Genomic DNA, 24,321 nt, shown 5'->3' with positions numbered 1-24,321 from the left:
CATGCTTATTTTTGAGAAAAAGAATCTAATTTAAAGTATAAAAAAAATCCCTCCCGAAGCTATCGGGAGGGACTTTGAGTTATTTTAATATGTAGCAATTAATAGGATTGAATTAGAACATCAGTAGGAATATGTAAGGCTTCGTGTAATTTTCTAATCATTTCAAGAGATAGTTTTCTTTTGCGATTTAAAATTTCACTGGCACGACTTTTTAATCCTACGATATTGGCTAAATCATTTTGATTATAGCCCATTTGTTTCATTCTGAATTTAATTGCCTCAATGGGATCAGGTAAGCCAATAGGGAAGTGCTCATTTTCATATTGGTCAATTAAAATTCCCAGAACTTCAAGTTCGTCACCTTCAGGTGTACCGGTTTTAGCATCAAAAATTATTTCAAGTCTTTCAAGAGCCTGATTATAATCGGTATCCGTTTTTATAGGTTTAATTTCCATAACTCTTAAATTTTGTTAGCATTAATTTTATCATATTCAGAATGCGTTCCAATAAAACGAATCCAAATCATTTGATAATCATAATTTATTTTCACAATCAATCTGTAATTGTTTCCTTTAATATTAAAAACAACACGATTATCATTCAAAATACTTGCACTTGGAAATTCTTGCTTAATTTCATTAGGACTTTCCCATGTAGCTTTACTAGCTTCCTGAAACCATGACTTTAATTGTTGTTCGCAATCAGTATGTGATTCCCAAAAATCCCTTAATATTTTTTTTGCAATAACTCTCAAGGCTCTGAAATTTTGACAAAGATAATAAAAAGTTCCCAATACGGGAATTGTTTTTTAAACAGCTTTTATTTTTTTATAATTACTTTATCCAAAGCAACAAAATTTCCGGTACTACCAAAACCTGTTCCGTCTTTTTTATACCAGTTTCCGTGTTCTCCCACTACGGTAACCGTTATATTATAATTTCCTTTTGGTAAAACAGGACTAAGGAATTTTAGAGAGTTTTCGGTGTATTTGCAATACATGTCAATGGTAGAGGAAAGTATTGTTTTTCCTTTTTTATTTTTGATTATTATTGCAGCATAACCACCATCAACCTTTGAAGTTCCGTAAAAACCAACTTGCGCTCCTTTAAAATCAACTGAAAAAGAATTTCCTTTAATATTTGATTGGCTTATTTTAGACGAATTATCTTCTGACCAATTCCCTGAATATTGGATTGCGTTGGTGTCGGTATTTTCAATTTCGATACCTTTTATTTTTGACAGAGACCAAGTGCCTTTTGCTATATCAATTTGCCAACTTTGTTTATAATCAGGCAGAGAAATACTGTTTTCAGTTACTAAAAGCGGTTGCCATACATAAGTTGCCGCCGAATTTTGACGTGGATAAGCCCAACGGTCACCCATAAATAAATAAGTGGTGTCTTTTGAACCAACAATAGGAAGTACAAAGGTAGATTGCGAATTCCAGGTTAAAGAATCTTTTGGGGCAAAAATCCCCTGAGATTTCCAAGGCCCTTTTAACGAAGGTGCTGTAAAATAGTAATTATCATTTCGTTCCCAAGAAGTCAATTCAGAACCTAACCAAAAATACGTATTGCCTTTTTTGATGATTACCGGTGCTTCGCAATGCGATGTCATGTCTTTTACCACTTGCTCAGTCACACTTTTATAATCATCGCTTAGTTTATACAAATTTCCGGAATGTGTAATAATGTAACCGCTGCCGTCAGTATCCTGAAAAGTCCCCATATCCCATTTTTTGATAGGTTTGCCTTCAAAAAGAACTGGTCCCTGAAAAGTATATTCGCCATTGATGGTTTTAGAAGTTGCATAACCCACATATTGGTCTTTGTATTTTAAATCATCGGCGTGCATGTACATAATGTATTCGCCTGTTTTTGGGCATTTCATTACTTTCGGTCTTTCGCCCACACGATCCGGACCCAAAGCGCCCGATTTTTGTACTGGCAAAACGATTCTCTCAAATGTCCAGTTGTATAAATCCGTTGAAGAATAACAGCTGAAACCATTAAAAGCATTGCTGGTATCTGATTTGAATTCGCCAAAAAGATAAAATTTTCCATTATCTTTTACAATATTGGCACCGTGAGCACTTACCACGTTATTGTTGTTATCAAAACATGGAATCCCCGAATAAATAGCATCAATTTTTCCTTTTTGGGCTGTAGCCAAAGAAGAAATCGCAATAAAAGTGATGGCTAAAAATGCGTTTTTATAATTTTTTAAAAACATAGTTCAATTATTTGGTTTTAGTAGATACATTAAAGTTTTCTACATTTTCGCTAATGTATTTTTCTTTGCCACTAATACTTTCTGCAGCTACGTTTTTAAGATTAATGTTCTTTATAGGTAATTCTTTTTCGCCTTTAATTCGGGAAATAAATTGAACGTTTTTAGCCTGAACATTGGTCAAATAAACATCCGAAATAGGAGTCAGGCGACGTTCAACTGTTGGAACCAGATTTTTCCATTGGTATAAAACATCGGTTTCAATACCTAAAATTCCGTCTCTTACTTTGTCTCCTTTAATGTTTTGGACATAAATATTTTTTACATAACCGCCCATACGCTCATTTGTTTTGATGAAAATAAGGTTGAATGTGCTTGAGCCTTCTAATAACTCACAATTGTCTATAAAAACATTTTCGATTCCGCCTGATAATTCACTTCCTACGGCTAATAATTGGTGACCGTTTTTAATGGTGCAATTTCGAATAATTAAATTTTTGGTTGGAGTTTTAGAACGCCATCCTTCCGGATTTCTACCCGATTTTGCTGCAATAGCATCGTCTCCCTGATCGAAAGTTACGTTTTCAACCAAGATATTCTGACTCATTTCAGGATCAAAACCATCATTGTTGTGACCGTGAGCATAAATATCTAAATTTCGAAGTACAATATCTTTTGAAAGATAGGTGTGAACCGTCCAAAACGGACTGTTTCTAATACTAACTCCTTCAATCAGGATATTTTCGCTTTGGTTAAACTGAATTAATTGCGGACGCAAATTGGCAGTATCATTTACCATCACTCGCTGTTCAACAGGAACATTTTGACCGGACATATTGTATAATCTTTTCAAACTGTTCATGTGCCCTGCAGGACGTCCAGCCCATTTTTTCCAAAAATCCATTTTGGCTTTGATAGTTCCTTCGCCGGTGATTGCTACGTTTTTACATTTATAAGCATAAATTAATGGCGAATAATTGTAACATTCCAGTCCCTCCCAGGTAGAGTGAACAGCTGGTAAATAATCGTTTGGATTATCAGAGAAAAGCAGTAAAGCTCCTTTGTTTAAATGTAAATTAACGTTGCTTTTAAAATGTACTTTTCCTGTTAACCATTCGCCTTCAGGAATAATTACTGTCCCACCTCCGTCTTTGTTAGCAGCATCAATGGCTCGAGCAATGGCTTGCGAAGTTTTGTTTTGGTCGCCTTTAACAGCGCCAAAATCAGTAATTATAAAAGAGGCACATTTGCTAAAATCAGGAGTTTTTATTTTTGTGGTTCCAAAAGGTGCTTTTACTTTTGTTTCTTTCAGAGTAACTTTTGGAGGTTCAATTTTGAAAGCATAAATAGAAAGCGAAAGAGTCAAAAAAGAACACAGAATCAGTTTTTTCATTGAGTTGATTATTTTGGTTGGTAAAATACATTTCGAAATAAAGCTAAATAAAAGCTTAAAGGCAAATATATAAAAGCGTTTTTTTCTAAGTATCCTGATTGAAAACAGATACCTTGATATAATTTTATAAGAGATCTTTTTAAACTAATTTATAGTATTTCGTTTTAGTTTTTTGAAAATAGTTTAGCCACAGATTAAAAAGATTCACACAGATTAATCCGTGATAATCTTTTTAATCTGTGGCTAATAAAAAATATGCTTGCAGATTTGAGTCGGTTGAGGTTTGTTATTGTGCCGGTTCTAGTTGTGTGCTTATCGCAATTCTGTTCCATGCATTGATAGTTACTACCGCCATGATAATTTGAGCAATTTTGTTTTTGTCGAAAAATTGTTCGGCTTTAGCATAAGTTTCTTCAGATAATCCTTTGTTAGTAATTAAGGTGATTTCTTCGGTAATGGCTAGAAGTACTTTTTCTTCTTCGGTAAATAATTGAGTTTCGCGCCAGGCGTTTAAAAGGAAAATACGTTGTGTGGTTTCGCCGTATTTTAATGCATCTTTAGTGTGCATATCAATACAAAAAGCACAACCATTGATTTGTGAAGCACGAATTTTAATTAATTCTTTTTGGCTTTGTGTTAATTGTGTAGTTGCTAAATAGCCTTCTAATGCATACATTGCTTTGAATGCTTGCGGTTCTGTTTCGTTGATGTTTACTCTCATGATTTTAAGTTTTTATATTTTAATAGAGCAAAGTTGGGCAATAAAAAATACTAAAAACTTAAACTGGTTTAAGAACGCTTTTTTTTCCTGATTTCGCTTAAATATTCCGGAGAAAAACCAAGGAAAGAAGCGATGAGGTATTGTGGAATACGCTGAACAAATTCAGGCTGTTTTTTACAAAGCTGTTCATAAAACTCTTCTTTTGTAAAATCATACAGGTATTTTATTCTCATTTGGGAAGCAGCATAAGCGCGTTGGTAAACAAATCTAAAGTAGCGCTCCATTTTAGGAAATTCGGATAATAATTTTTCCTGAGCTTCATGATTGATAACGAGTATTTGTGATTTCTCTACTGCCTGAATGTAAAATGAAGTAGGTAATTGACGCTCGTAAGCAATATTATCAGTAATCCACCAGTTTTCGATAGCAAATTCGGTAGTTTGTTCGACGCCTTTATTATTAATGAAAAATTTCCGCAAACAACCTTCTAATACAAAATAATGCGATTTGCAAACAGCACCTTCAATAAGTAAATTTTCTTTTTTTCGAACACTTATTATTTTAAAATAAGCAGTAATTGTAGCAAATTCTTCGTCGTTTATTGATACGAATTTATCTAAATGTGTTCTGAAAATTTCGTGCATTATTTTTTATGGTACTTAAAATGTTATCAATTGAGATTTCAAATTTAGGTATAAAATAAATTACAACAGACTTAAAAAAGTAAACAAGCTCATTAATTAGTCAATTAAGAGCTTGTTTTGTAAACTGTCAGTGAGTGAATTTCTTTTTACAGGTATTTATGCCCCAAGGCGTGTACATAGGGCAAAAATTGATTGATACAGTAATTAGTAATACGATTGCAAATGCCAATAAAAAGATTCCTAAATTTCCGGTAACTGCATTTGTAAAATACAATGTTGCCAGTGTGAGGGCAACAATCACGCGGATTGTTTTATCTGTAGTTCCTATATTATGTTTCATGATTTCTAAAATTTAAAAGTTAAAAATACAATCAGATAATGTAGTATAAATTTACGAATTAAATATTTGAAAATCAATTAATTATTTGTTTTGTGGTTTTTCTTCGCATTCAAAATCAGTTTTTGGAACGCTTGTTTTTTCGATAGCTTTAAAACCTCCTTCAACCTCTTTAAAATTACTAAAACCTCTCGCTTGTAAAATTGAAGCGGCAATCATACTGCGATAACCGCTGGTACAATGGATGTAGAATTCCTCTTTTGGGTTAATATCATTTATCCAGTCATTAATGTAAGCCAAAGGTTTAGAATGCGCTCCCTGAACATGTCCTTTACAAAATTCGTCTTCTTTTCGAACATCAATCACTTTGTTTTTAGTAATTTTTAATTCCTTAGTAAATTTTCTAGCTGAAATTCTATCAATTGTATCGATCGTCCTGTCTGCTTTTTTCCATGCTTTAAAACCGCCTTTTAAGTGACCAATTACGTTATCAAAACCCACACGGCTTAATCGGGTTACAGATTCTTCTTCTTTTCCTTTTTCAGTTACCAGAATAATGGGCTGCTTGACATCGGCAATTAGAGTTCCAACCCAGGGAGCAAAATCACCGTCAATACCTATATTAATAGATTGCGGGATAAATCCTTTGGCAAATTTTGAATTCTTCCTGGTATCCAGAATTACGGCATTTGTTTTTTCAGCGACAGCTTCTAAATCATTAACAGGAATAGGAATCATTCCGTGGTTTAAAATCGTTTCGAAATTTTCGTAACCCTCTTTGTTCATGGCTACATTCATTTTAAAATAATCGGGTGGAGGTAATAATCCGTCAATTAATTCTTTTACAAATTCGGCTTCGGTCATATTGGCTCTCAACGCATAATTGCTTTCTTTTTGTTCGCCAATAGTTGAAACCGTTTCTTTGCCTATATTTTTTCCGCAAGAACTTCCGGCGCCGTGTGCAGGATACAGAATTACATCGTCAGGCAGAGGCATGATTTTATTTCGTAACGAATGAAATAAAGTTGCAGCTAATTCCTCCTGAGTCATGTGAGCGGCTTTTTGTGCCAAATCAGGTCTTCCTACATCGCCTACAAATAAGGTGTCTCCAGAAAAAAGCGCATGCTCTTTGCGGTTTTCATCCAGCAATAAATAGCAGGTACTTTCCATTGTGTGTCCGGGAGTATGCAAGGCTTTTAAAGTAATGTTTCCAATTTTAAATTCCTGACCATCAGTAGCGATTATTGTTTTGAATTCGGGATCAGCTGTAGGTCCAAAAACAATTGGGGCTTCGGTTTTTTTACTTAAATCCAAATGTCCCGAAACAAAATCGGCATGAAAATGGGTTTCGAAAATGTATTTTAATTTTACGCCATCACGTTCCAAACGATTAATGTAAGGTTGCACTTCGCGCAAAGGATCAATAATCGCAGCTTCGCCATTTGAAGTAATGTAGTAAGCTCCCTGAGCAAGACAACCTGTATATATTTGTTCGATTTTCATATCATTATTTTTTAGTCAGAGGTAATGAAATTGTTTACTTCAAGACGGTTGGTCATTAAAGTTACGTAAAGAATTTTAATTGCTTAATTCGAAAACAGAAAATAATAAATTTTGCTTTAGTTTTATAGGGAGTTTTCGGGCTGTTTGGGTTAAATTTGCACTATCAAAAAAAATCCTGCCCAATGGAAGAAATGCTCTTTTATGATCGAATGCAATTTGCGTTTACCATTACTTTTCATTACCTATTTCCGCAGTTAACAATGGGACTTTCGTTAATCATTGTTTATTTTAAATGGAGATTCTTAAAAACAAATGATACACATTACAACAAAGCAACCCATTTTTGGATGCGGATTTTTGCCCTCAATTTTGCGATGGGTGTGGTTACCGGAATTCCAATGGAATTTCAGTTTGGGACTAACTGGGCTAAGTTTTCGGAATTAACAGGGGGAATTATTGGACAGACTTTAGCAATGGAAGGTATGTTTTCGTTTTTTCTGGAATCTTCTTTTTTAGGAATGTTCTTATTTGGCGAAAAAATTCTGGGACATCGATGGCATTTTGTAACCGGATTATTAATTTGTTTAGGATCCTGGGCCAGCGGATTTTTAATTATCGCAACGCATTCCTGGATGCAGCATCCGGTAGGTTATGAAATATTGAAAAACGGAAAATTTGTACTGACTAACTTTTCTTCTTTGTTTACTAATGTTTGGCTTTGGCCTTCGTATTTACACAATCAGGCCGCATCGATGGTCACGAGTTCTTTTGTTGTAGCAGGAATTGGTGCTTTTTATATTTTATCGAACAGAAATGTTTCTTATGGAAAACTGTTTTTAAAAACCGGAGTTATTTTCGGTTTGATTTCGAGTATTATTGTTGCGATGCCTACAGGCGATTTATTGGCTAAAAATGTTGTAAAACATCAGCCGGCAACTTTTGCTGCTATGGAAGGAATTTTCCATACTGAAGAAAAAGGAGCCGAAATTGTATTAATTGGTCAGCCAGACGTAAAAGACAAAAAACTGGATAATAAAATTGCAGTGCCTAATGTGTTGAGTTTTTTAACCTATGGTAACTGGGATACCGAAGTAAAAGGCTTAGACCAATTTCCGGAAGATACACATCCAACAAATATTTCAGGATTGTACTATGCTTATCATATTATGGTAGGTTTAGGTACGCTTTTTATTGGAGTGATGCTATTGTCGGCTTTTCAGTTAAGCAGAGAGCAATTGTATAAAACCAAATGGTTATTGTGGGCGTTTTTATTCCTGATGCCATTTCCTTATATCGCAAATATTACGGGTTGGTACACCGCAGAATTAGGACGTCAGCCGTGGTTAGTCTATGATTTATTACGCACTGCCGATGGAGCTTCGCCAACAGTTTCTTCAGGAAACACCTTGTTTACCTTGATGGGATTCGTCGGTTTGTATGCTTTATTAGGTATGTTGTACGCCTTGTTAGTTGGAAAAATTATTTATAACGGTCCGGAACCAGAAAAACATTAAGGTATGGAATTCTTTTGGTATGTTGTGTTAATAGGCATTTTGGCTACTTATTTAGTGCTGGATGGTTACGATTTTGGAGCAGGAATTATTCATTTATTTTTTGCCAAAACAGAGAAAGATAAAAAAGCAATTACAAATGCAATTGGTCCTTTTTGGGATGCAAATGAAGTTTGGCTAATTGCAGCAGGAGGTGTTTTATTTTACGCTTTCCCTACCTTGTATGCGGCTTCTTTCAGTGGATTTTATTTGCCACTAATGATGATTTTGTGGCTGCTAATTTTTAGGGCTGTAGGCTTAGAATTGCGAGGGCAAATTCACAACAGAATGTGGGAAGCAGTCTGGGACAAAGCCTTCGGGATAGCGAGTTTTTTACTGGCATTGTTTTTCGGAATGGCGTTAGGCAATGTTGTTCGTGGCGTTAATCTGGGGATGGTTAATAATGGTGTTTCTACTCAGGAACCTCATTTTTTCTTTTTACCATTATGGAATTCCACTTTTAGTCCTGAAGCTGCCGAGCTGGGAATTATCGATTGGTTTACGCTTTTTCTTGGCGTTGTAAGTGTGGTAGCTTTGATGATTCATGGTGCGAATTGGATTATTTACAAAACCAATTCTTCTTTAAATTTCCAATTGAGACAAATGATTTATAGAATGAATTTTGTTTTGCTAGGATTAGTTATTGTTTCATTATCGGTTTGGCATATTATTGAAAAAGAACCATTTCATAATTTTATTGATAACCCGATACTTTTTATTTTTCCAATAATTACGTTTGTGGGTTTGTTTGGACTTTTCAAAATTAGAACTTTCAAAAAAGACGGAACCGGATTTTTATTTTCGACTCTTTTCCTCGTGGGCGGATTCACTTCTACAACAGCTTCTATTTTTCCAGTTGTTTTGCCTTCTACTAATACTGTTAACCCTTCGCTAACTATTTATAATGTTGCTAATGGAGAATATGCTTTATCAGTGGGCGTATATTGGTTTGTTATTGCTTTGGCTCTGGTAATTGGTTATTTTATTATCCAGTACAAAGTATTCAATGGTAAAATGGATGATGTGGGGTATGGGGAACATTGATTTTTATTCCAAATCTATAAATTTCGTTTCTTCCCAAAGTTTATATTCTAAATTAACAATGGTATGAAATGGAATAAGTTTAGTTTCTGTATCTATGATGCCAGAATTCATTATTATTAGTTTACTGTCTTTTTTAAAGTCAGAACCGTATGCTGTAGAATAATCATCATAAATATTTCCATTAATTCTATTAATTATTACACCTCCTTGACAAGGTGAGCCACATCCCCAAGTTATTAGGGTAAACTTACCAGCAAAATTAATCCCGTTTTTAATTCCTTCTTTTATTCGAGTGACATATCTTTTAGCAGATGGGAGTGATTCAAAATTTGGATCAGCTAATTTTCCATTGTAAACTTCAACTTTGTAATTTTCAAATTTTAAATCTGAATTCATTTTTAGGAATAATTTAAAATTTAAAGTGTCAAGCTTTTTTGCTATTACTAAAATAGAGTCTTTACTATCAATTACATCAAAAGTTTTGAATTTTATTGAATCTTTAAGATCTATAATTTTTAGAGTAGCTCCTTTGTTGCCAATAGCAAAATATTTTTTATCATTTAATAATGTGTCAATCTCATTCTTGTTTGTAGAATTATTAATTGTATTTATCTCTTGATTTTTCTTTTGAAAATTACAGCTAAAAATAAATAGATGTAATGCTAAAAATAAGTATCTCATTTAAAAAGTATTTATGTTGTTAATATAGTAGTTTTTTAGATAAAATTCTAAGACTTTGGTAAAAGAAACAGAAATAAAATAGTAGCTATTTGCTGTTTTCTTAAGAATAAAAGTCAGTTTTTTAAAATACCAAATTGAAGAAAGTGCATTTTTAAGGGAAATAACCACTGAGTTTTTAACAAAAAATTAAGTGATTGTAAAAAACGTTGATTATTTCAACCCCACTAAAACGTTTTCTTTAAATTATTCTCTAAATCAAATGAATCACGTTTATTTAATGCTAAAACATCGTAATTTTACAAAAACACAATAATTGATTATTATGAATTTGACACAAGAAGATTGGATTGCTCAACTCGAAGCAGATGAGAATGCAGTAATTTTAGATGTAAGAACTGAAGACGAATGTGATGAAGGGATTATTCCTAATGCCATAAACATTGATATTCACAAAGGTCAGGGCTTTATTTCTGAAATTGAACAATTAGACAAAAGTAAGAATTACTATGTTTACTGCCGTTCTGGTGCTAGAAGTGCAAAGGCTTGCGAAATCATGAATGAATTAGGATTTGATAATGCCTATAACTTATTGGGAGGTATGTTAGATTGGGATGGAGAAGTAGTTACTCCTTAAAATCCTACTGCATTTATTAACACTAACTAAAATATTAAAACTAGATGAATTCAATACCAGAAGAATTTAAAATAACAAAATTAATACACCAGGATACTTATTTAGTTGATGGCGAATTAAAAAAATGGACAGGAAAAACAACTGAAGTTTATTCTACTATTTCTTCTACCGAAAAATATGCTCCTACTTTATTAGGAACTATTCCTTTTATGGGAGAGGAAGAAGCTGCTGAGGTTGTTAATTCTGCAAAAAATGCTTTTAATCACGGTCAGGGATTATGGCCAACTATGAAAGTAGCCGATCGTATTAAATGTATGGAGAATTTCGTTACACAAATGAAAACTACCCGTCAGGAAGTAGTGAAATTGTTAATGTGGGAAATTGGAAAATCATTAGGAGATTCTGAAAAGGAATTTGACAGAACAGTAGATTATATTTACGATACTATCGAACATTACAAACAATTAGACCGAAGTAATGCTCGTTTTACTAAAAGCCAGGGTGTAAATGCTATGATTCGTAGAGGACCTATTGGAGTAGTTTTATGTTTAGGACCTTACAATTATCCTTTGAATGAAACTTTTTCATTACTGATTCCTGCTTTAATTATGGGGAATCCAGTAATTTTTAAGCCTGCTAAAAACGGAGTATTGCTAATTTCGCCATTATTAGAAGCTTTTAAAACCAGTTTTCCAAAAGGTGCTATTAATATCGTGTATGGTAGAGGTAGAGAAATTGCTTCTCCAATCATGAAATCAGGAGTGGTAGATATTTTGGCTTTAATTGGAAACAGTAAATCAGCAATTGCTTTGCAGGATCAACATCCAAATAAAAACAGATTACGTCTTGTTTTAGGTTTAGAAGCTAAAAATCCAGCTATTATTTTACCTGATGCCGATTTAGATTTGGCTATTTCAGAATGTATTACAGGAACTTTGTCTTTCAATGGGCAACGTTGTACGGCTTTAAAAGTTTTATATGTTCACGAATCAATTGCTGAAGAATTCAATAAAAGATTCTCTCAGGCAGTAGATGCATTGGTTTTTGGAAATCCTTGGGACAAATCAGTTGCATTGACTCCGCTTCCGGAAGCAGAAAAACCAGCTTATATTCAAGGTTTAATTGATGATGCTACTGCAAAAGGAGCTAAAATCATCAACCAAAAAGGTGGACAACATTCTGAAAATTATATTTTCCCAGCAGTTTTATTCCCTGTGAATAAAGAAATGCGTTTGTATCACGAAGAGCAATTTGGACCAGTGGTGCCAATTATGACTTTCAAAGATATTCAGGAACCATTAAACGATATGGCTGAGTCTAATTATGGTCAGCAAGTAAGTTTATTTGGTAAAAATATCACAACTATTGCGCCGCTTATTGATGCTTTAGTAAACTTAGTATGTAGAGTAAACCTGAACAGCTCTTGCCAACGTGGACCGGATGTGTATCCGTTTACAGGTCGTAAAGATTCTGCTGTAGGTACATTAAGTGTTTTTGACGCCTTACGTTCATTCTCAATTAGAACTTTTGTAGCTTCTAAAGACAATGCTTACAATAACGAAATATTACAAGAATTATTGAATAGTAAAGAATCTAACTTTATTAATACCGATTATATCTTGTAGTACTTAACTAAAAACAATCTAAAAACAGGAAAACCCGTCTCATTGAGGCGGGTTTTTTATTTTGATTTTCGAAAAAGTAAATGAAAATTATAAATTCAGAACAAAATGATTGAGCAATTTATCTTCGTATTTTTCTTTGTCAAACATATATAAATAAGAACCTTTTCTGGACGAAAGCATGTCTTTCTCATTTAGTTTCACTAAAATGTCTAAGGAATTGATTTTACTAATGAAATTTCTTTTGTCTAATTCTTTGTCTAAAATTGCTTCATACAATTCCAGTAACTGGCGCATGGTGAATTTTTCAGGCAAAAGTTCAAATCCTACCGGTTTTGTTGAGGTTCTGTAGCGTAATCTTCTCACAGCATGATTTACCATTTCGTTATGGTCAAAAATTAGATTAGGCATTTTAGAAATGCTAAACCACTCGGCCTCGTGATCTTTTATTAAATCAGTATCGTGATTTTCAATATTAATCAGTGCATAAAAAGCTACCGAAATAGTTCGGTCAACCGGGTCTCTGTCTACTTCACTATAAGCATACAATTGCTCCATGTAAATATCCTGAAGTCCGGTATAACGATTTAGAACCCTAATTGCAGCACCATTTAAAGACTCACTTTTCTTTAAAAAACCTCCCATTAAAGACCATTTTCCTTTCTCGGGAGCAAAATCTCTTTTGATCAATAATATCTTTAAGCCTTCTTTGTCAAAACCAAAAATGATGCAATCGACAGATAGTAAGACTTTGTCCTCGGCGCTATAATTATTTAACATCTTAGTTTGTTTATTTTTTGGGTAAATATAGTCACTTTCTAAAAAAGTATCATAATTTAATTAATTTTCATTTTTCTACAAAAAACGAGTCGATTTATTTAAAATCATTATTGATAATTCAATGATTTAACTTTAGATAATTTTAAGTCTATTTTGCTACAATATTTATTTTCGTTGTGACGTCTCAATTTACTTGTCAGTTTGTTAATAAATACCTTAGTATTTGATACTTATTTCTTTCTTTTAGTTTGTTTTTATCTTTTTATTTTACTTATATTTACAAATGTTAAACATACACTTATAACCAATAAAAAAGCAACCAGAATGAAAAAAAATCTGTTCTTATTGTTGATTTTTACTTTTTGTAGTCAACTTATTTTTTCACAAAAAGAAACCACAATTCTTAGTATTAAAAAAGCTGAGAAGCCTACTGTTATCAATAAAAATATTTATGGTCACTTCGCAGAACATTTAGGGAGATGTATCTACGGAGGTTTTTTTGTAGGTGACACTTCTAAAATTCCAAATACAAACGGTGTTAGAAATGATATTATTGCTGCATTAAAAGAATTAAAAATTCCAAATTTAAGATGGCCAGGAGGTTGTTTTGCCGATACTTATCATTGGAAAGATGGTATTGGTCCAAAAGAAAACCGACCAACAATTGTAAATCAATGGTGGGGAGGAACAACTGAAGACAATAGTTTTGGGACTCATGATTTTTTGAATTTATGTGAAGTACTTGGTGCAGAACCTTATTTAGCTGGAAACATAGGAAGCGGAACAGTTCAGGAATTGGCTGACTGGGTTCAATATGTAAATTTTGCAGGAAAAAGTCCAATGAGTGATTTGCGTAAACAAAACGGAAGAATCGAACCTTGGAAAGTGAAATTCTGGGGAGTAGGAAATGAAGCCTGGGGATGCGGAGGAAATATGACACCGGAATATTATTCAGGAGAGTATCGTAAATATGCCACTTTTATGTCAGATTGGGAAAATACAGGTGGAATTACACGTATTGCATCTGGTTCAAATGGTGCCGATTATAACTGGACAGAAGTTTTGATGAAAAACATTCCAACAAATATGTTGGGCGGATTAGGAGTACATCATTATGCTGTAATTAATTGGAAGAAAAAAGGTGATGCAGTTGATTTTACCGAAAGTCAATATTTCGAAACTATGAAATCGGCTTTAAAAATGGAAGAATTAGTTGCTAAGCATGCTGCTATCATGGATAAATATGATCCTGAGAAAAAAGTAACCATGGCTGTAGACGAATGGGGTGGCTGGTATGAAGTAGAAAAAGGGACTAATCCTGGATTTTTGTACCAACAAAACACTATGCGTGATGCTATGATTGCTGGGACAACGCTGAATACTTTTAATAACCATGCCGATAGAGTTCGTATGGCTAATTTAGCGCAATGTGTCAATGTATTGCAAGCAGTTATTTTGACTGATAAGGCTAAAATGATTTTGACGCCAACTTATCATGTTATGAAAATGTACCGTGTGCATCAGGACGCTGAGTTGTTGCCTGTTAACTTTACTTCGCCAATGTACACTTTAGGAGGTAAAAGTTTGCCTGCAATCTCGGCTTCGGCATCAAAAGATAAAAGCGGTTTTGTACATATTTCATTAGTAAATGTTGATTCTAAGAAAGAAAATAAAATCGAAATTGATTTGGCTGAATTGGGATTGAAAAATGTTACTGCAACCATTTTGACTTCTAAAAAATTACAGGACTATAATTCATTTGATAAACCAAATGCAATTGAACCTAAGGAATTCAAAGGCTTTAAAAATGCTAAAGGGAAATTAGAAATAACTATTCCTGCGTTTTCTGTTGTAGTATTTGAAGGGAAATAAATTTATGAAAATCAGAACTCTATTATTTAGTGTGAGTCTTTTATCAGCAGTTGTTTCCTGTAAAACAGCTGCTGTAAAAGATACAGTTGCTAAACAAAATCAGCCTTCGCTGAAAATGAATAATCCTATTATTACCGATAAATATACTGCTGATCCGGCTGCCATTGTGTACAAAGACAAGGTGTATCTTTATGCAGGACACGATGTACCGCCAAAAGATGTGAATTCGTATCGAATGAACGAATGGCTAGTATATTCGTCTTCAGATATGGTTAATTGGCAGGAACATCCAGTTCCTTTAAAACCTACTGATTTTTCCTGGGCTAAAGGTGATGCATGGGCAGGACAAGTGATTGAAAAAAACGGAAAATTCTATTGGTTTGTAACCGTTTCTCACGGAACGATTCATGGAAAATCCATCGGAATTGCAGTTGCTGATAGTCCAACAGGATCTTTTAAAGATGCTTTAGGAAAAGCATTAATTACGAATGATATGACTACTAAAACTAAAATTAGTTGGGATGATATTGATCCAACAGTAATGGTAGATGATGACGGTCAGGCTTATTTAATTTGGGGAAATACGGTTTGTAATTATGTGAAATTAAAAGATAACATGATTGAAATGGATGGACCAATTCAAACTATAGACTTACCTAATTTTACCGAAGCACCCTGGATTCATAAACGTAAAGACTGGTATTATTTGTCTTATGCGTATCAATTTCCTGAAAAAATTGCTTATGCCATGAGTAAATCGATTACAGGACCTTGGGAATATAAGGGTATTTTGAATGAAGTTGCCGGAAATTCTAATACAAATCATCAGGCGATTATTGAATTTAAAGGCAAATGGTATTTTATTTACCATAATGGATCTATTCCTACCGATGGCGGAAGTTTTAGAAGATCAGTTTGTGTAGACCGTTTGTATTACAATCCGGACGGAACTATGAAACGTGTGGTGATGACATCAGAAGGAATTCAAAAATAAGAAAATGCCGTTTTTTAAAACTAAGTTAAGCTCGTTCTTATTGCTGTTTTTGATTGTTTTCGAATCAAATGCACAAAATATTTCGGTACACGATCCAGTGGTAATCAAAGAAAAAGACACTTATTATCTTTTTTGTACAGGAAAAGGAATTAAGACGTATAGTTCTAAGGATTTGAAAAATTGGAAACCGGAACCAGCAGTTTTTACAGAAAAACCAGTTTGGGCAACATCAGTGGTTCCAAATTTTGATAATCATATTTGGGCTCCCGATATTCTATTCTATAACAATTTATATTATTTGTACTATTCGGTTTCCGCCTTTGGTAAAAATACTTCGGCAATAGGTGTCGCTACAAATGTTACTTTAAATCCGAAAGACAAAAATTACAAATGGACAGATCATGGAATTGTAGTGCAGTCTCATTCAAACAGAGACGAATGGAACGCCATTGATCCTAATGTAATTATTGACGAAAATAATACCGCATGGTTTTCATTTGGTTCTTTTTGGGATGGAATAAAAATGTTTAAATTAAGTCCCGATTTAAAATCGATTGCTGAGCCGCAAGAATGGCACAGCATTGCAAAACGAAAAAATACGCCATTGTCCGGAGGAAGTTCGGCAATCGAAGCGCCTTTTATATTCAGGAAAAATGGTTATTATTATTTGTTTACTTCCTGGGATTTGTGTTGCAAAGGAAAAGAAAGTACTTATAAAGTAGTAGTAGGAAGAGCTAAAAATGTTACTGGTCCTTATGTTGACAAACAAGGGAATTTGTTGGCTCAGGGAGGCGGAAGCATTGTAACTAAAGGAAATGAAAACTATTTTGGCGTAGGCCATAACAGCGCTTATACTTTTGATGGAAAAGATTATCTTTTTTATCATGGTTATGATGCACAGCAAAATGGAAAGCCTATGCTAATAGTAAAAGAGTTGCAATGGGATGCTGATTTATGGCCAGTAATAACAGAATAATTGAAAGAATAACACAAGACATTAACCAAACTAAAATAAAGAAATGAAATTAAATTTAATGACTAAAAGTACCGTTTGCGGTTTACTATTAAGTAGTTTCTTGGCAACAGCCCAAAAAACAAAATTAGAAGTAGATTTAACTAAATCGATTACTAAAATTCAGCCGACAATGTATGGTGTCTTTTTTGAAGATATCAATTTTGCTGCCGATGGAGGTTTGTATGCCGAAATGGTTAAGAACAGAACTTTTGGTTTTGATGCGCCATTAATGGGATGGCTGCAGCCTAATAGTAATGTACATTCTTTTAATAAAGATTCCGGGATTGCAACGCCTATGCGTACTTCTGAAAATCCTAATAATCCTGATTTTTGCAGAGTAATTATCAATAATGATAAAGGATACCAAATTTTAAACGAAGGATTTAGAGGTATGGGAATTAAGAAAGATGCTAAATACAATCTTTCTTTAAAAGCGGCTAATCATAATAATGAGATCAAAAAAATCATTGTGCAATTTGTTGATGCGAACAAAAAAGTCTTGGGAGAAACTTCGATTGTTCCTTCATCAACTGGTTGGAAAGATTATTCGACACAAATTGTCGCTACTGGAACTGAGGCTAAGGCTCAATTAAAAATCACTTTTGAAGGAACAGGAACTATTGATTTAGATATGATTTCGTTGTTTCCTGAGGAAACTTGGAAAAATAGAAAAAATGGTTTACGTAAAGATATTGTACAATTATTATATGATTTAAAACCAGGATTTGTACGTTTCCCGGGAGGATGTATTGTTGAAGGAAGAACTTTGGAAAACAGATACCAATGGAAAAAAACCGTTGGTCCTGTTGAAGATAGAGAAACAATGATTAACCGTTGGAATGTGGAGTTTAAAAACAAGCAAGCCCCAGATTATTTCCAGTCTTTTGGTTTAGGATTTTATGAGTATTTCCAACTTTCGGAAGATATTGGAGCAGAACCATTGCCTATTTTGAGCTGTGGAATTGCTTGTCAGTACAATTCAGGAGAATTGGTTCCGTTAGAAGAATTAGATCCTTATGTTCAGGATGCATTGGATTTAATCGAATTTGCCAATGGAGCTGTAACTACAAAATGGGGTAAATTAAGGTCAGATATGGGACACCCAAAACCGTTTAATTTGAAGTTTATTGGAGTTGGAAACGAACAATGGGGACCACAATATATCGAAAGATATAAGATTTTTGCAAAAGCGATAAAAGAAAAATATCCTAACATGACTATTGTCTCCGGTTCAGGACCTTCGCCTGACGGGGCAATGTTTGATTACGGATGGGAAGAACTTAAAAAGTTAAATGCTGAAATCGTAGATGAGCATTATTACAAAAATCCGGAATGGTTTAAAGAAAATGCGGCACGTTATGATAAATACGATAGAAAAGGACCGAAGATTTTTGCTGGAGAATATGCAGCACATCCAAAAGGAGTTGAAGATGGGTTGAAAGAAAATAACTGGTTATCGGCAGTTTCTGAAGCAGCATTTATGACCGGTTTAGAGCGTAATGCTGATGTGGTTCATTTAACTTCGTATGCGCCTCTAATGGCTCACGTAGATGCATTTCAATGGGCTCCGGATATGATTTGGTTTGACAATTTAAATTCTTATGGAACGGCTAACTATTATGTGCAAAAAATGTATTCTAATAATAGAGGTACTGATGTATTGGCAATAACGAAGGATGGAAAACCGTTAACTGGACAAGAGGAATTGTATGCTACAGCAGCAAAAGACACTGATAAAAAAGAACTGATTTTAAAATTAGTAAATACTTCAGGAAAAGCACAAGATCTTGAAGTGAATTTATCAGGAAAAAATGTTGATTCAAAAGGAAAAATGATTTTGTTGACTCATCAAAATTTAGAAGATTATAACACATTGGCTGAGCCAACAAAAATTACTCCTAGCGAAAAAGATTTTAAACTAACAGGGAAAAAAGCAGCAGTAAGCTTACCTGCTTATTCTTTTGTAGTGTTGAAATTGAAAATGAAATAAGAAGTTTTTTAGAGAAATATTTTTATAACTAAATAAATCAAAAATTAATAAAATAATATGAAGTGTGAGTGTTACACTTCATGTTATTTTATTCTATATTTGTAGCCATATTTTAAATACTGAAGATGAAAAATTATGTAATAGGTTTAGATTACGGGTCAGACTCAGTTCGCGCCGTATTAATTGATACCGAAAATGGGCAGGAATTAGCCTCAGATGTTTGTCATTACAAGAGATGGAAAAACAATGAATATTGTAACCCATCAATTAATCAATTCCGTCAGCATCCTTTGGATCACATTGAAGGATTGGAATCAACAATTAAATCGGTTGTTGCTCAGGCAAATGTTAATCCGTCAGAAATAAAAAGTATTTGTATCGATACTACAGGTTCTTCACCAATTCCTGTAAATGCCGATGGTACTCCGTTATCTTTAACCAAAGAATTTGAGCACAATCCAAATGCGATGATGATTTTGTGGAAAGATCACACTGCTATCAACGAAGCTAACGAAATCAATGAATTGGCTGCTTCATGGGGTGGTGAGGATTTCACTAAATACGAAGGAGGAATTTATTCTTCTGAGTGGTTTTGGGCAAAAATTTTACACATTGTTCGTGAAGATGAGGCTGTAAAAAATGCAGCTCACTCTTGGATGGAGCACTGTGATTACATGACTTTCTTATTGATTGACGACAAAGATTTAGCTACTTTCAAAAGAAGCCGTTGTGCAGCAGGACACAAAGCGATGTGGCATGCGGACTGGAATGGTTTACCAGCTGAAGAATTCTTAACTAAGTTAGATCCTTATTTAGCTCAATTGAGAGGGAAATTATACAATGAAACGTATACATCTGATTTAGTTGCCGGTAAATTAAACCAGGAATGGGCAACAAAATTAGGACTAACAACCGATACAATCATTGCTGTTGGAACTTTTGATGCTCACTCAGGAGCTGTAGGTGCTAAAATTGATGAGCACGCTTTAGTTCGCGTAATGGGAACTTCAACTTGTGATATCATCGTAGCTTCTAATGAAGCTGTAGGAAGCAAAACTGTAAAAGGAATTTGTGGACAAGTAGATGGTTCTGTAATTCCGGGATACATCGGTTTAGAAGCCGGACAATCTGCTTTTGGAGATGTTTTGGCTTGGTTTAAAGATACTTTATCTTGGCCGTTAGATAATTTGGTTTACAACTCAACTATTTTATCTGAAGAGCAAAAAGCACAATTAAAAGAAGAAGTAGAATCTAATTTCATCAAGACTTTAACAGAGCAAGCTGAGGCAATTCCGTTGTCAGAAAGTATCCCAACTGCTTTGGACTGGGTAAATGGCCGTAGAACTCCGGATGCTAATCAAGGATTGAAGAGTGCGATGACTAATCTTTCTTTAGGAACAAAAGCGCCTCATATTTTCAAAGCCTTAATCAACTCCATCTGTTTTGGATCTAAGAAAATTGTAGATCGTTTTGAGGAAGAAGGTGTTCGTATTGATTCTGTAATCGGAATTGGTGGTGTGGCCAGAAAATCACCATTTATCATGCAAACTTTGGCTAATGTGTTGAACAAGCCAATTAAAGTTTGTGCTTCTGATCAGGCACCAGCTTTAGGAGCTGCTATTTATGCTGCGGTTGCTGCGGGAATTTATCCAAATGTAATTGAAGCGGCTAAAAAAATGGGAAGTGATTTTGAAAGCGAATATTTCCCACAGGCTGATAAAATTGAAAAATACCAGGAATTGATGGATTCGTATTCTGTATTAAGTCAATTCGTTGAATCTATAACAAAATAATTAAGTAAAATGAGTAAATACCAAGCATTAAAACAAGAATGTTACGAAGCTAATATGCAACTAAATGAATTGAATTTAGTAGTATATACTTTTGGAAATGTAAGTGCTGTTGATAGAGAAAATGGCGTTTTTGCGATAAAACCAAGTGGTGTACCTTATGAAGAGTTGAAAGCTGAGGATATTGTTATTGTTGATTTTGATAATAATATTATTGAAGGGGATAAACGTCCTTCTTCTGACACTAAAACTCATGCTTATTTGTACAAACACTGGCCAAACATTGGCGGTGTTGCTCATACTCACGCTACTTATTCAGTAGCCTGGGCTCAGGCGCAAAGAGATATTCCAATTTTTGGAACAACTCACGCCGATCATTTAACTTCAGATATTCCTTGTGCTGCGCCAATGGCTGATGATTTAATCGAAGGAAACTACGAGCACAATACAGGAATCCAAATCTTGGATTGTTTCAAAGAAAAAAATCTTTCTTATGAAGAAACAGAAATGGTTTTGTTAGGGAACCACGGTCCATTTGCCTGGGGGAAAAATGCTGCTAAAGCAGTTTATAATTCTAAAGTATTAGAAGTTGTGGCTCAAATGGCTTATTTGACATTACAAATTAATCCGGCAGCTCCAAGATTGAAAGATTCTTTGATTAAAAAACATTACGATCGTAAGCATGGAAAAGATGCTTATTACGGACAATAAAAAGTTTATTCGGGGAATCGTTTATTCGATTCAGCAGTTCAACGATTAAACAGTTTAACAAATAAACATTAAACAATTAAACAAAAAAATAATGATTGATATTTCTAAAAAAGAAGTTTGGTTTGTAGTAGGAAGCCAAAACTTATATGGTGAAGAAACTTTAAAGCAGGTTGCGGTACACTCTCAGGCAATTGCAAAAGGAATTGATGCTTCTGGTAAAGTTCCTGTAAAAGTGGTTTACAAAACTGTGGCTAAGTCACCAACAGAGATTACTGATATCTGCATGGAGGCTAATTCAAGCAAAAACTGTATCGGTATCATCGCTTGGATGCACACTTTTTCACCGGCTAAAATGTGGATTAATGGTTTGAGTATTCTTAAAAAACCATTATGTCACTTACATACACAATACAATGCTGAAATTCCATGGGCTTCTATTGATATGGATTTCATGAACTTGAATCAATCAGCTCACGGAGACAGAGAGTTTGGTTACATCATGTCAAGAATGCGTAAAAAACGTAAAGTGGTTGTAGGTCACTGGGAAGACGTGAGAGTTCAGACTAAATTAGGAAACTGGTCTAGAGTAGCTTTAGGTTGGGACGAAATGCAAAACTTAAAAGTAGCGCGTTTTGGAGACAACATGCGTGAAGTTGCAGTTACTTGTGGAGATAAAGTTGAGGCTCAAATTCGTTTTGGTGTTGCTGTTAACGGTTACGATTCTTCTGATATTGTGAACAAAATGAAACAATTCTCTGAGGCAGATGTTGATGCTTTAGTAGCAGTTTACGAAGAGTCTTATAATTTAGCTCCAAAATTGCAAAAAGGAGGAGAGCAAAGAGAATCATTAAGAGATGCTGCAAGAATCGAATTAGGTATGAGAGCTTTCTTAGAAGAAGGTGGTTTTGGTGCTTTTACTGATACTTTCGAAAACTTAGGAGAATTAAAACAATTACCAGGAATTGCAACTCAGCGTTTAATGGCTGATGGTTATGGTTTTGGTGGAGAAGGTGACTGGAAAACAGCTGCTATGGTTCGTGTTTTGAAAGTAATGAACATCGGTCTTGAAGGAGGAACTTCTTTCATGGAAGACTATACTTACCACTTCACACCTGAGAAATCATACGTTTTAGGTTCTCACATGCTAGAAATCTGTCCTTCTATCACTGACGGAAAACCATCTTGTGAAATTCACCCGTTAGGAATTGGTGGAAAAGAAGATCCTGTTCGTTTGGTATTCAATTCGCCTGCTGGTGATGCTATCAATGTGTCATTAGTAGATATGGGAACTCGTTTCCGTTTAATCGTAAACGAAGTAACTGCTGTAAAGCCTATGGCTGATTTACCAAAATTACCTGTTGCACGTGTACTTTGGGATTGTAAACCTAACTTGGATATCGCTGCTACTGCCTGGATTTTAGCTGGTGGTGCTCACCATACAGTATACAGTCAGGCGGTTACTACTGAGTTTATGGAAGATTTTGCTGATATTGCAGGAATCGAATTAGTAGTTATTGATAATGATACAAAAATCCGTTCTTTCAAAGAAACTTTGAATGCAAATGAAGCTTATTACCATTTATTTCAAACTGGATTGTAATCTTTTTTAGAAACAAATTTACCAAGTCATAAAGTCAAAAGTTATTGTATCTTTTGACTTTATGACTTCTCTATTAACCAATAAAAATAAAAAGTATGAATTTATTAAAAAGTTGCGTTTTAGGATTAGCTGTTATTACCACAGCCGGACTTTCTGTTCAATGTAAAGGTGATAAAAAAGAAAATCAGGAGCAGGTTGCTGTTCAAAAAGATAGTTTGACTATTGAAAAATTAGAGTATGGGACTACTGCTAAAGGTGAAAAGATTTACAGCTACAAGTTGAAAAATCAAAAAGGCATGGAAGTAGATATCATGACTTATGGTGGAATTATCACTTCTTTAAAAGTGCCTAACAAAGCAGGGGTTTCAGAAGATGTAGTTCTTGGTTTTAATAATTTCGAACAATATACTAAGGATAATCCGTTTTTTGGGGCTTTAATTGGAAGATACGGAAACCGTATTGCTAAGGCTAAATTCTCTTTAGACGGAAAAGAGTACAAATTAGCTGCTAATGATGGACCAAATAGTTTACACGGAGGACCAATGGGATTTCATAAAGCAATTTGGACGGCTGAAGAAGCTAAAGGTGGTGCGAATGCTACTTTAAAATTAAAGTATGTTTCTAAAGATATGGAAGAAGGTTTTCCTGGAAACTTAACTGTTTTTGTAACCTATACTTTAACTGCTGATAATACTTTAGAAGTAGATTACGAAGCTACTACTGATAAGAAAACGGTAGTGAATTTAACGCAACACTCTTATTTTAATCTTTCGGGAGATTTTTCTAAAACAATTTTGGATAACGAAGTAACTATCGATGCTGATAAATTAGTTCCGGTTGATGAAACATTGATTCCAACAGGTAAATTAGATGATGTGGCTAATACACCGTTTGATTTCAGAAAACCAAAAGCAATTGGAAAAGATATTGAAGTTGCCAATGAGCAATTGAAAAGAGGTAAAGGTTACGATCACTGCTGGGTGTTGAATAATCAGGACAAAGGATTCCGTTTAGCGGCTTCAGTTTACGAGCCAACCAGCGGAAGAGTTATGGAGGTATTTACTGATGAGCCGGGAATCCAATTATACACAGGGAACTTCTTAGATGGAACTTTGCCAACAAGAGATGGTAAAACGTATGCACACAGAACAGGGCTTTGTTTAGAAACACAGCATTATCCTGATTCGCCAAATCAAAAATCTTTCCCATCA

22 protein-coding genes are annotated in these 24,321 nt (G+C 34.3%); 12 read left to right on the top strand and 10 right to left on the bottom strand.

The window, feature by feature from the left end; genetic code table 11:
* Nucleotides 1-98: 98 nt before the first annotated feature.
* From FEM21_RS05595 to FEM21_RS05560, 8 genes are all read right to left on the bottom strand, one after another.
* A complete protein-coding gene (locus FEM21_RS05595) occupies nucleotides 99-455 on the bottom strand; it encodes a helix-turn-helix domain-containing protein (RefSeq protein ID WP_035658771.1) in 357 nt (118 codons plus the stop codon).
* Nucleotides 456-460: 5 nt separating this feature from the next.
* Complete coding sequence (locus FEM21_RS05590; RefSeq protein ID WP_035658808.1) at nucleotides 461-754, bottom strand: type II toxin-antitoxin system HigB family toxin; 294 nt, start codon at nucleotides 752-754, stop codon at nucleotides 461-463.
* 65 nt (nucleotides 755-819) lie between these two features.
* Nucleotides 820-2,232, bottom strand: a complete 1,413-nt coding sequence (locus tag FEM21_RS05585; protein ID WP_081824647.1) for a family 43 glycosylhydrolase — start codon at nucleotides 2,230-2,232, stop codon at nucleotides 820-822.
* A gap of 7 nt (nucleotides 2,233-2,239) precedes the next feature.
* The gene (locus FEM21_RS05580) at nucleotides 2,240-3,622 is read right to left on the bottom strand and encodes a glycoside hydrolase family 28 protein (protein WP_035658770.1); all 1,383 of its coding nucleotides are present in this window, start codon (nucleotides 3,620-3,622) and stop codon (nucleotides 2,240-2,242) included.
* Nucleotides 3,623-3,908: 286 nt separating this feature from the next.
* Nucleotides 3,909-4,343: a carboxymuconolactone decarboxylase family protein gene (locus FEM21_RS05575; protein ID WP_035658769.1), complete on the bottom strand. Its 435-nt coding sequence runs from the start codon at nucleotides 4,341-4,343 to the stop codon at nucleotides 3,909-3,911.
* A gap of 68 nt (nucleotides 4,344-4,411) precedes the next feature.
* Nucleotides 4,412-4,987, bottom strand: coding sequence for a Crp/Fnr family transcriptional regulator (locus FEM21_RS05570; RefSeq protein ID WP_035658768.1), 576 nt, complete (start codon nucleotides 4,985-4,987; stop codon nucleotides 4,412-4,414).
* Nucleotides 4,988-5,114: 127 nt separating this feature from the next.
* The gene (locus FEM21_RS05565) at nucleotides 5,115-5,327 is read right to left on the bottom strand and encodes a YgaP family membrane protein (RefSeq protein ID WP_035658767.1); all 213 of its coding nucleotides are present in this window, start codon (nucleotides 5,325-5,327) and stop codon (nucleotides 5,115-5,117) included.
* Between the two features lie 81 nt (nucleotides 5,328-5,408).
* Nucleotides 5,409-6,827 (bottom strand): MBL fold metallo-hydrolase, encoded by a 1,419-nt coding sequence (locus tag FEM21_RS05560; protein ID WP_035658766.1) that lies wholly within the window; start codon nucleotides 6,825-6,827, stop codon nucleotides 5,409-5,411.
* A gap of 182 nt (nucleotides 6,828-7,009) precedes the next feature.
* Between FEM21_RS05560 and FEM21_RS05555 the strand changes: the two genes are divergently transcribed.
* Both FEM21_RS05555 and cydB read left to right on the top strand, forming a co-directional pair.
* Nucleotides 7,010-8,341 carry a cytochrome ubiquinol oxidase subunit I gene (locus tag FEM21_RS05555; RefSeq protein WP_035658765.1) on the top strand — a complete coding sequence of 444 codons (1,332 nt, stop codon included), beginning with the start codon at nucleotides 7,010-7,012 and terminating at the stop codon, nucleotides 8,339-8,341.
* A 3-nt stretch (nucleotides 8,342-8,344) separates the two neighbouring features.
* Nucleotides 8,345-9,421, top strand: a complete 1,077-nt coding sequence (gene cydB, locus FEM21_RS05550; protein WP_035658764.1) for a cytochrome d ubiquinol oxidase subunit II — start codon at nucleotides 8,345-8,347, stop codon at nucleotides 9,419-9,421.
* A 3-nt stretch (nucleotides 9,422-9,424) separates the two neighbouring features.
* Here the strand turns inward: cydB and FEM21_RS05545 are convergent, their stop codons facing one another.
* Nucleotides 9,425-10,102 carry a hypothetical protein gene (locus tag FEM21_RS05545; protein ID WP_035658763.1) on the bottom strand — a complete coding sequence of 226 codons (678 nt, stop codon included), beginning with the start codon at nucleotides 10,100-10,102 and terminating at the stop codon, nucleotides 9,425-9,427.
* 322 nt (nucleotides 10,103-10,424) lie between these two features.
* On the opposite strand from FEM21_RS05545, the gene FEM21_RS05540 reads away from it, so the two are divergent.
* A complete protein-coding gene (locus tag FEM21_RS05540) occupies nucleotides 10,425-10,736 on the top strand; it encodes a rhodanese-like domain-containing protein (protein ID WP_035658762.1) in 312 nt (103 codons plus the stop codon).
* 44 nt (nucleotides 10,737-10,780) lie between these two features.
* A complete protein-coding gene (locus FEM21_RS05535) occupies nucleotides 10,781-12,361 on the top strand; it encodes an NADP-dependent glyceraldehyde-3-phosphate dehydrogenase (RefSeq protein ID WP_035658761.1) in 1,581 nt (526 codons plus the stop codon).
* Between the two features lie 87 nt (nucleotides 12,362-12,448).
* Here the strand turns inward: FEM21_RS05535 and FEM21_RS05530 are convergent, their stop codons facing one another.
* Complete coding sequence (locus tag FEM21_RS05530; RefSeq protein ID WP_035658760.1) at nucleotides 12,449-13,138, bottom strand: NUDIX hydrolase; 690 nt, start codon at nucleotides 13,136-13,138, stop codon at nucleotides 12,449-12,451.
* A 324-nt stretch (nucleotides 13,139-13,462) separates the two neighbouring features.
* Between FEM21_RS05530 and FEM21_RS05525 the strand changes: the two genes are divergently transcribed.
* From FEM21_RS05525 to FEM21_RS05490, 8 genes are all read left to right on the top strand, one after another.
* Complete coding sequence (locus FEM21_RS05525; protein WP_035658805.1) at nucleotides 13,463-15,010, top strand: alpha-N-arabinofuranosidase; 1,548 nt, start codon at nucleotides 13,463-13,465, stop codon at nucleotides 15,008-15,010.
* Between the two features lie 4 nt (nucleotides 15,011-15,014).
* Complete coding sequence (locus FEM21_RS05520; protein WP_035658804.1) at nucleotides 15,015-16,004, top strand: glycoside hydrolase family 43 protein; 990 nt, start codon at nucleotides 15,015-15,017, stop codon at nucleotides 16,002-16,004.
* A gap of 4 nt (nucleotides 16,005-16,008) precedes the next feature.
* Nucleotides 16,009-16,980 (top strand): arabinan endo-1,5-alpha-L-arabinosidase, encoded by a 972-nt coding sequence (locus FEM21_RS05515; RefSeq protein ID WP_035658759.1) that lies wholly within the window; start codon nucleotides 16,009-16,011, stop codon nucleotides 16,978-16,980.
* 43 nt (nucleotides 16,981-17,023) lie between these two features.
* Nucleotides 17,024-19,009, top strand: coding sequence for an alpha-L-arabinofuranosidase C-terminal domain-containing protein (locus FEM21_RS05510; RefSeq protein ID WP_035658758.1), 1,986 nt, complete (start codon nucleotides 17,024-17,026; stop codon nucleotides 19,007-19,009).
* 125 nt (nucleotides 19,010-19,134) lie between these two features.
* Nucleotides 19,135-20,802: a ribulokinase gene (locus FEM21_RS05505; protein WP_035658757.1), complete on the top strand. Its 1,668-nt coding sequence runs from the start codon at nucleotides 19,135-19,137 to the stop codon at nucleotides 20,800-20,802.
* Between the two features lie 9 nt (nucleotides 20,803-20,811).
* Nucleotides 20,812-21,510 (top strand): L-ribulose-5-phosphate 4-epimerase, encoded by a 699-nt coding sequence (locus tag FEM21_RS05500; protein WP_035658756.1) that lies wholly within the window; start codon nucleotides 20,812-20,814, stop codon nucleotides 21,508-21,510.
* Nucleotides 21,511-21,601: 91 nt separating this feature from the next.
* A complete protein-coding gene (araA, locus tag FEM21_RS05495) occupies nucleotides 21,602-23,110 on the top strand; it encodes an L-arabinose isomerase (RefSeq protein ID WP_035658755.1) in 1,509 nt (502 codons plus the stop codon).
* A 95-nt stretch (nucleotides 23,111-23,205) separates the two neighbouring features.
* The coding region (locus FEM21_RS05490) for an aldose epimerase family protein (RefSeq protein ID WP_035658754.1) at nucleotides 23,206-24,321 on the top strand (1,116 nt) is incomplete at its 3' end.

Origin of the sequence: Flavobacterium seoulense (assembly GCF_000695795.1) — a bacterium.
GTDB classification, from domain to species: domain Bacteria; phylum Bacteroidota; class Bacteroidia; order Flavobacteriales; family Flavobacteriaceae; genus Flavobacterium; species Flavobacterium seoulense.
The sequence above is the reverse complement of the archived record's forward strand: the minus strand, read 5'-3'. Positions and strand labels throughout refer to the sequence as shown.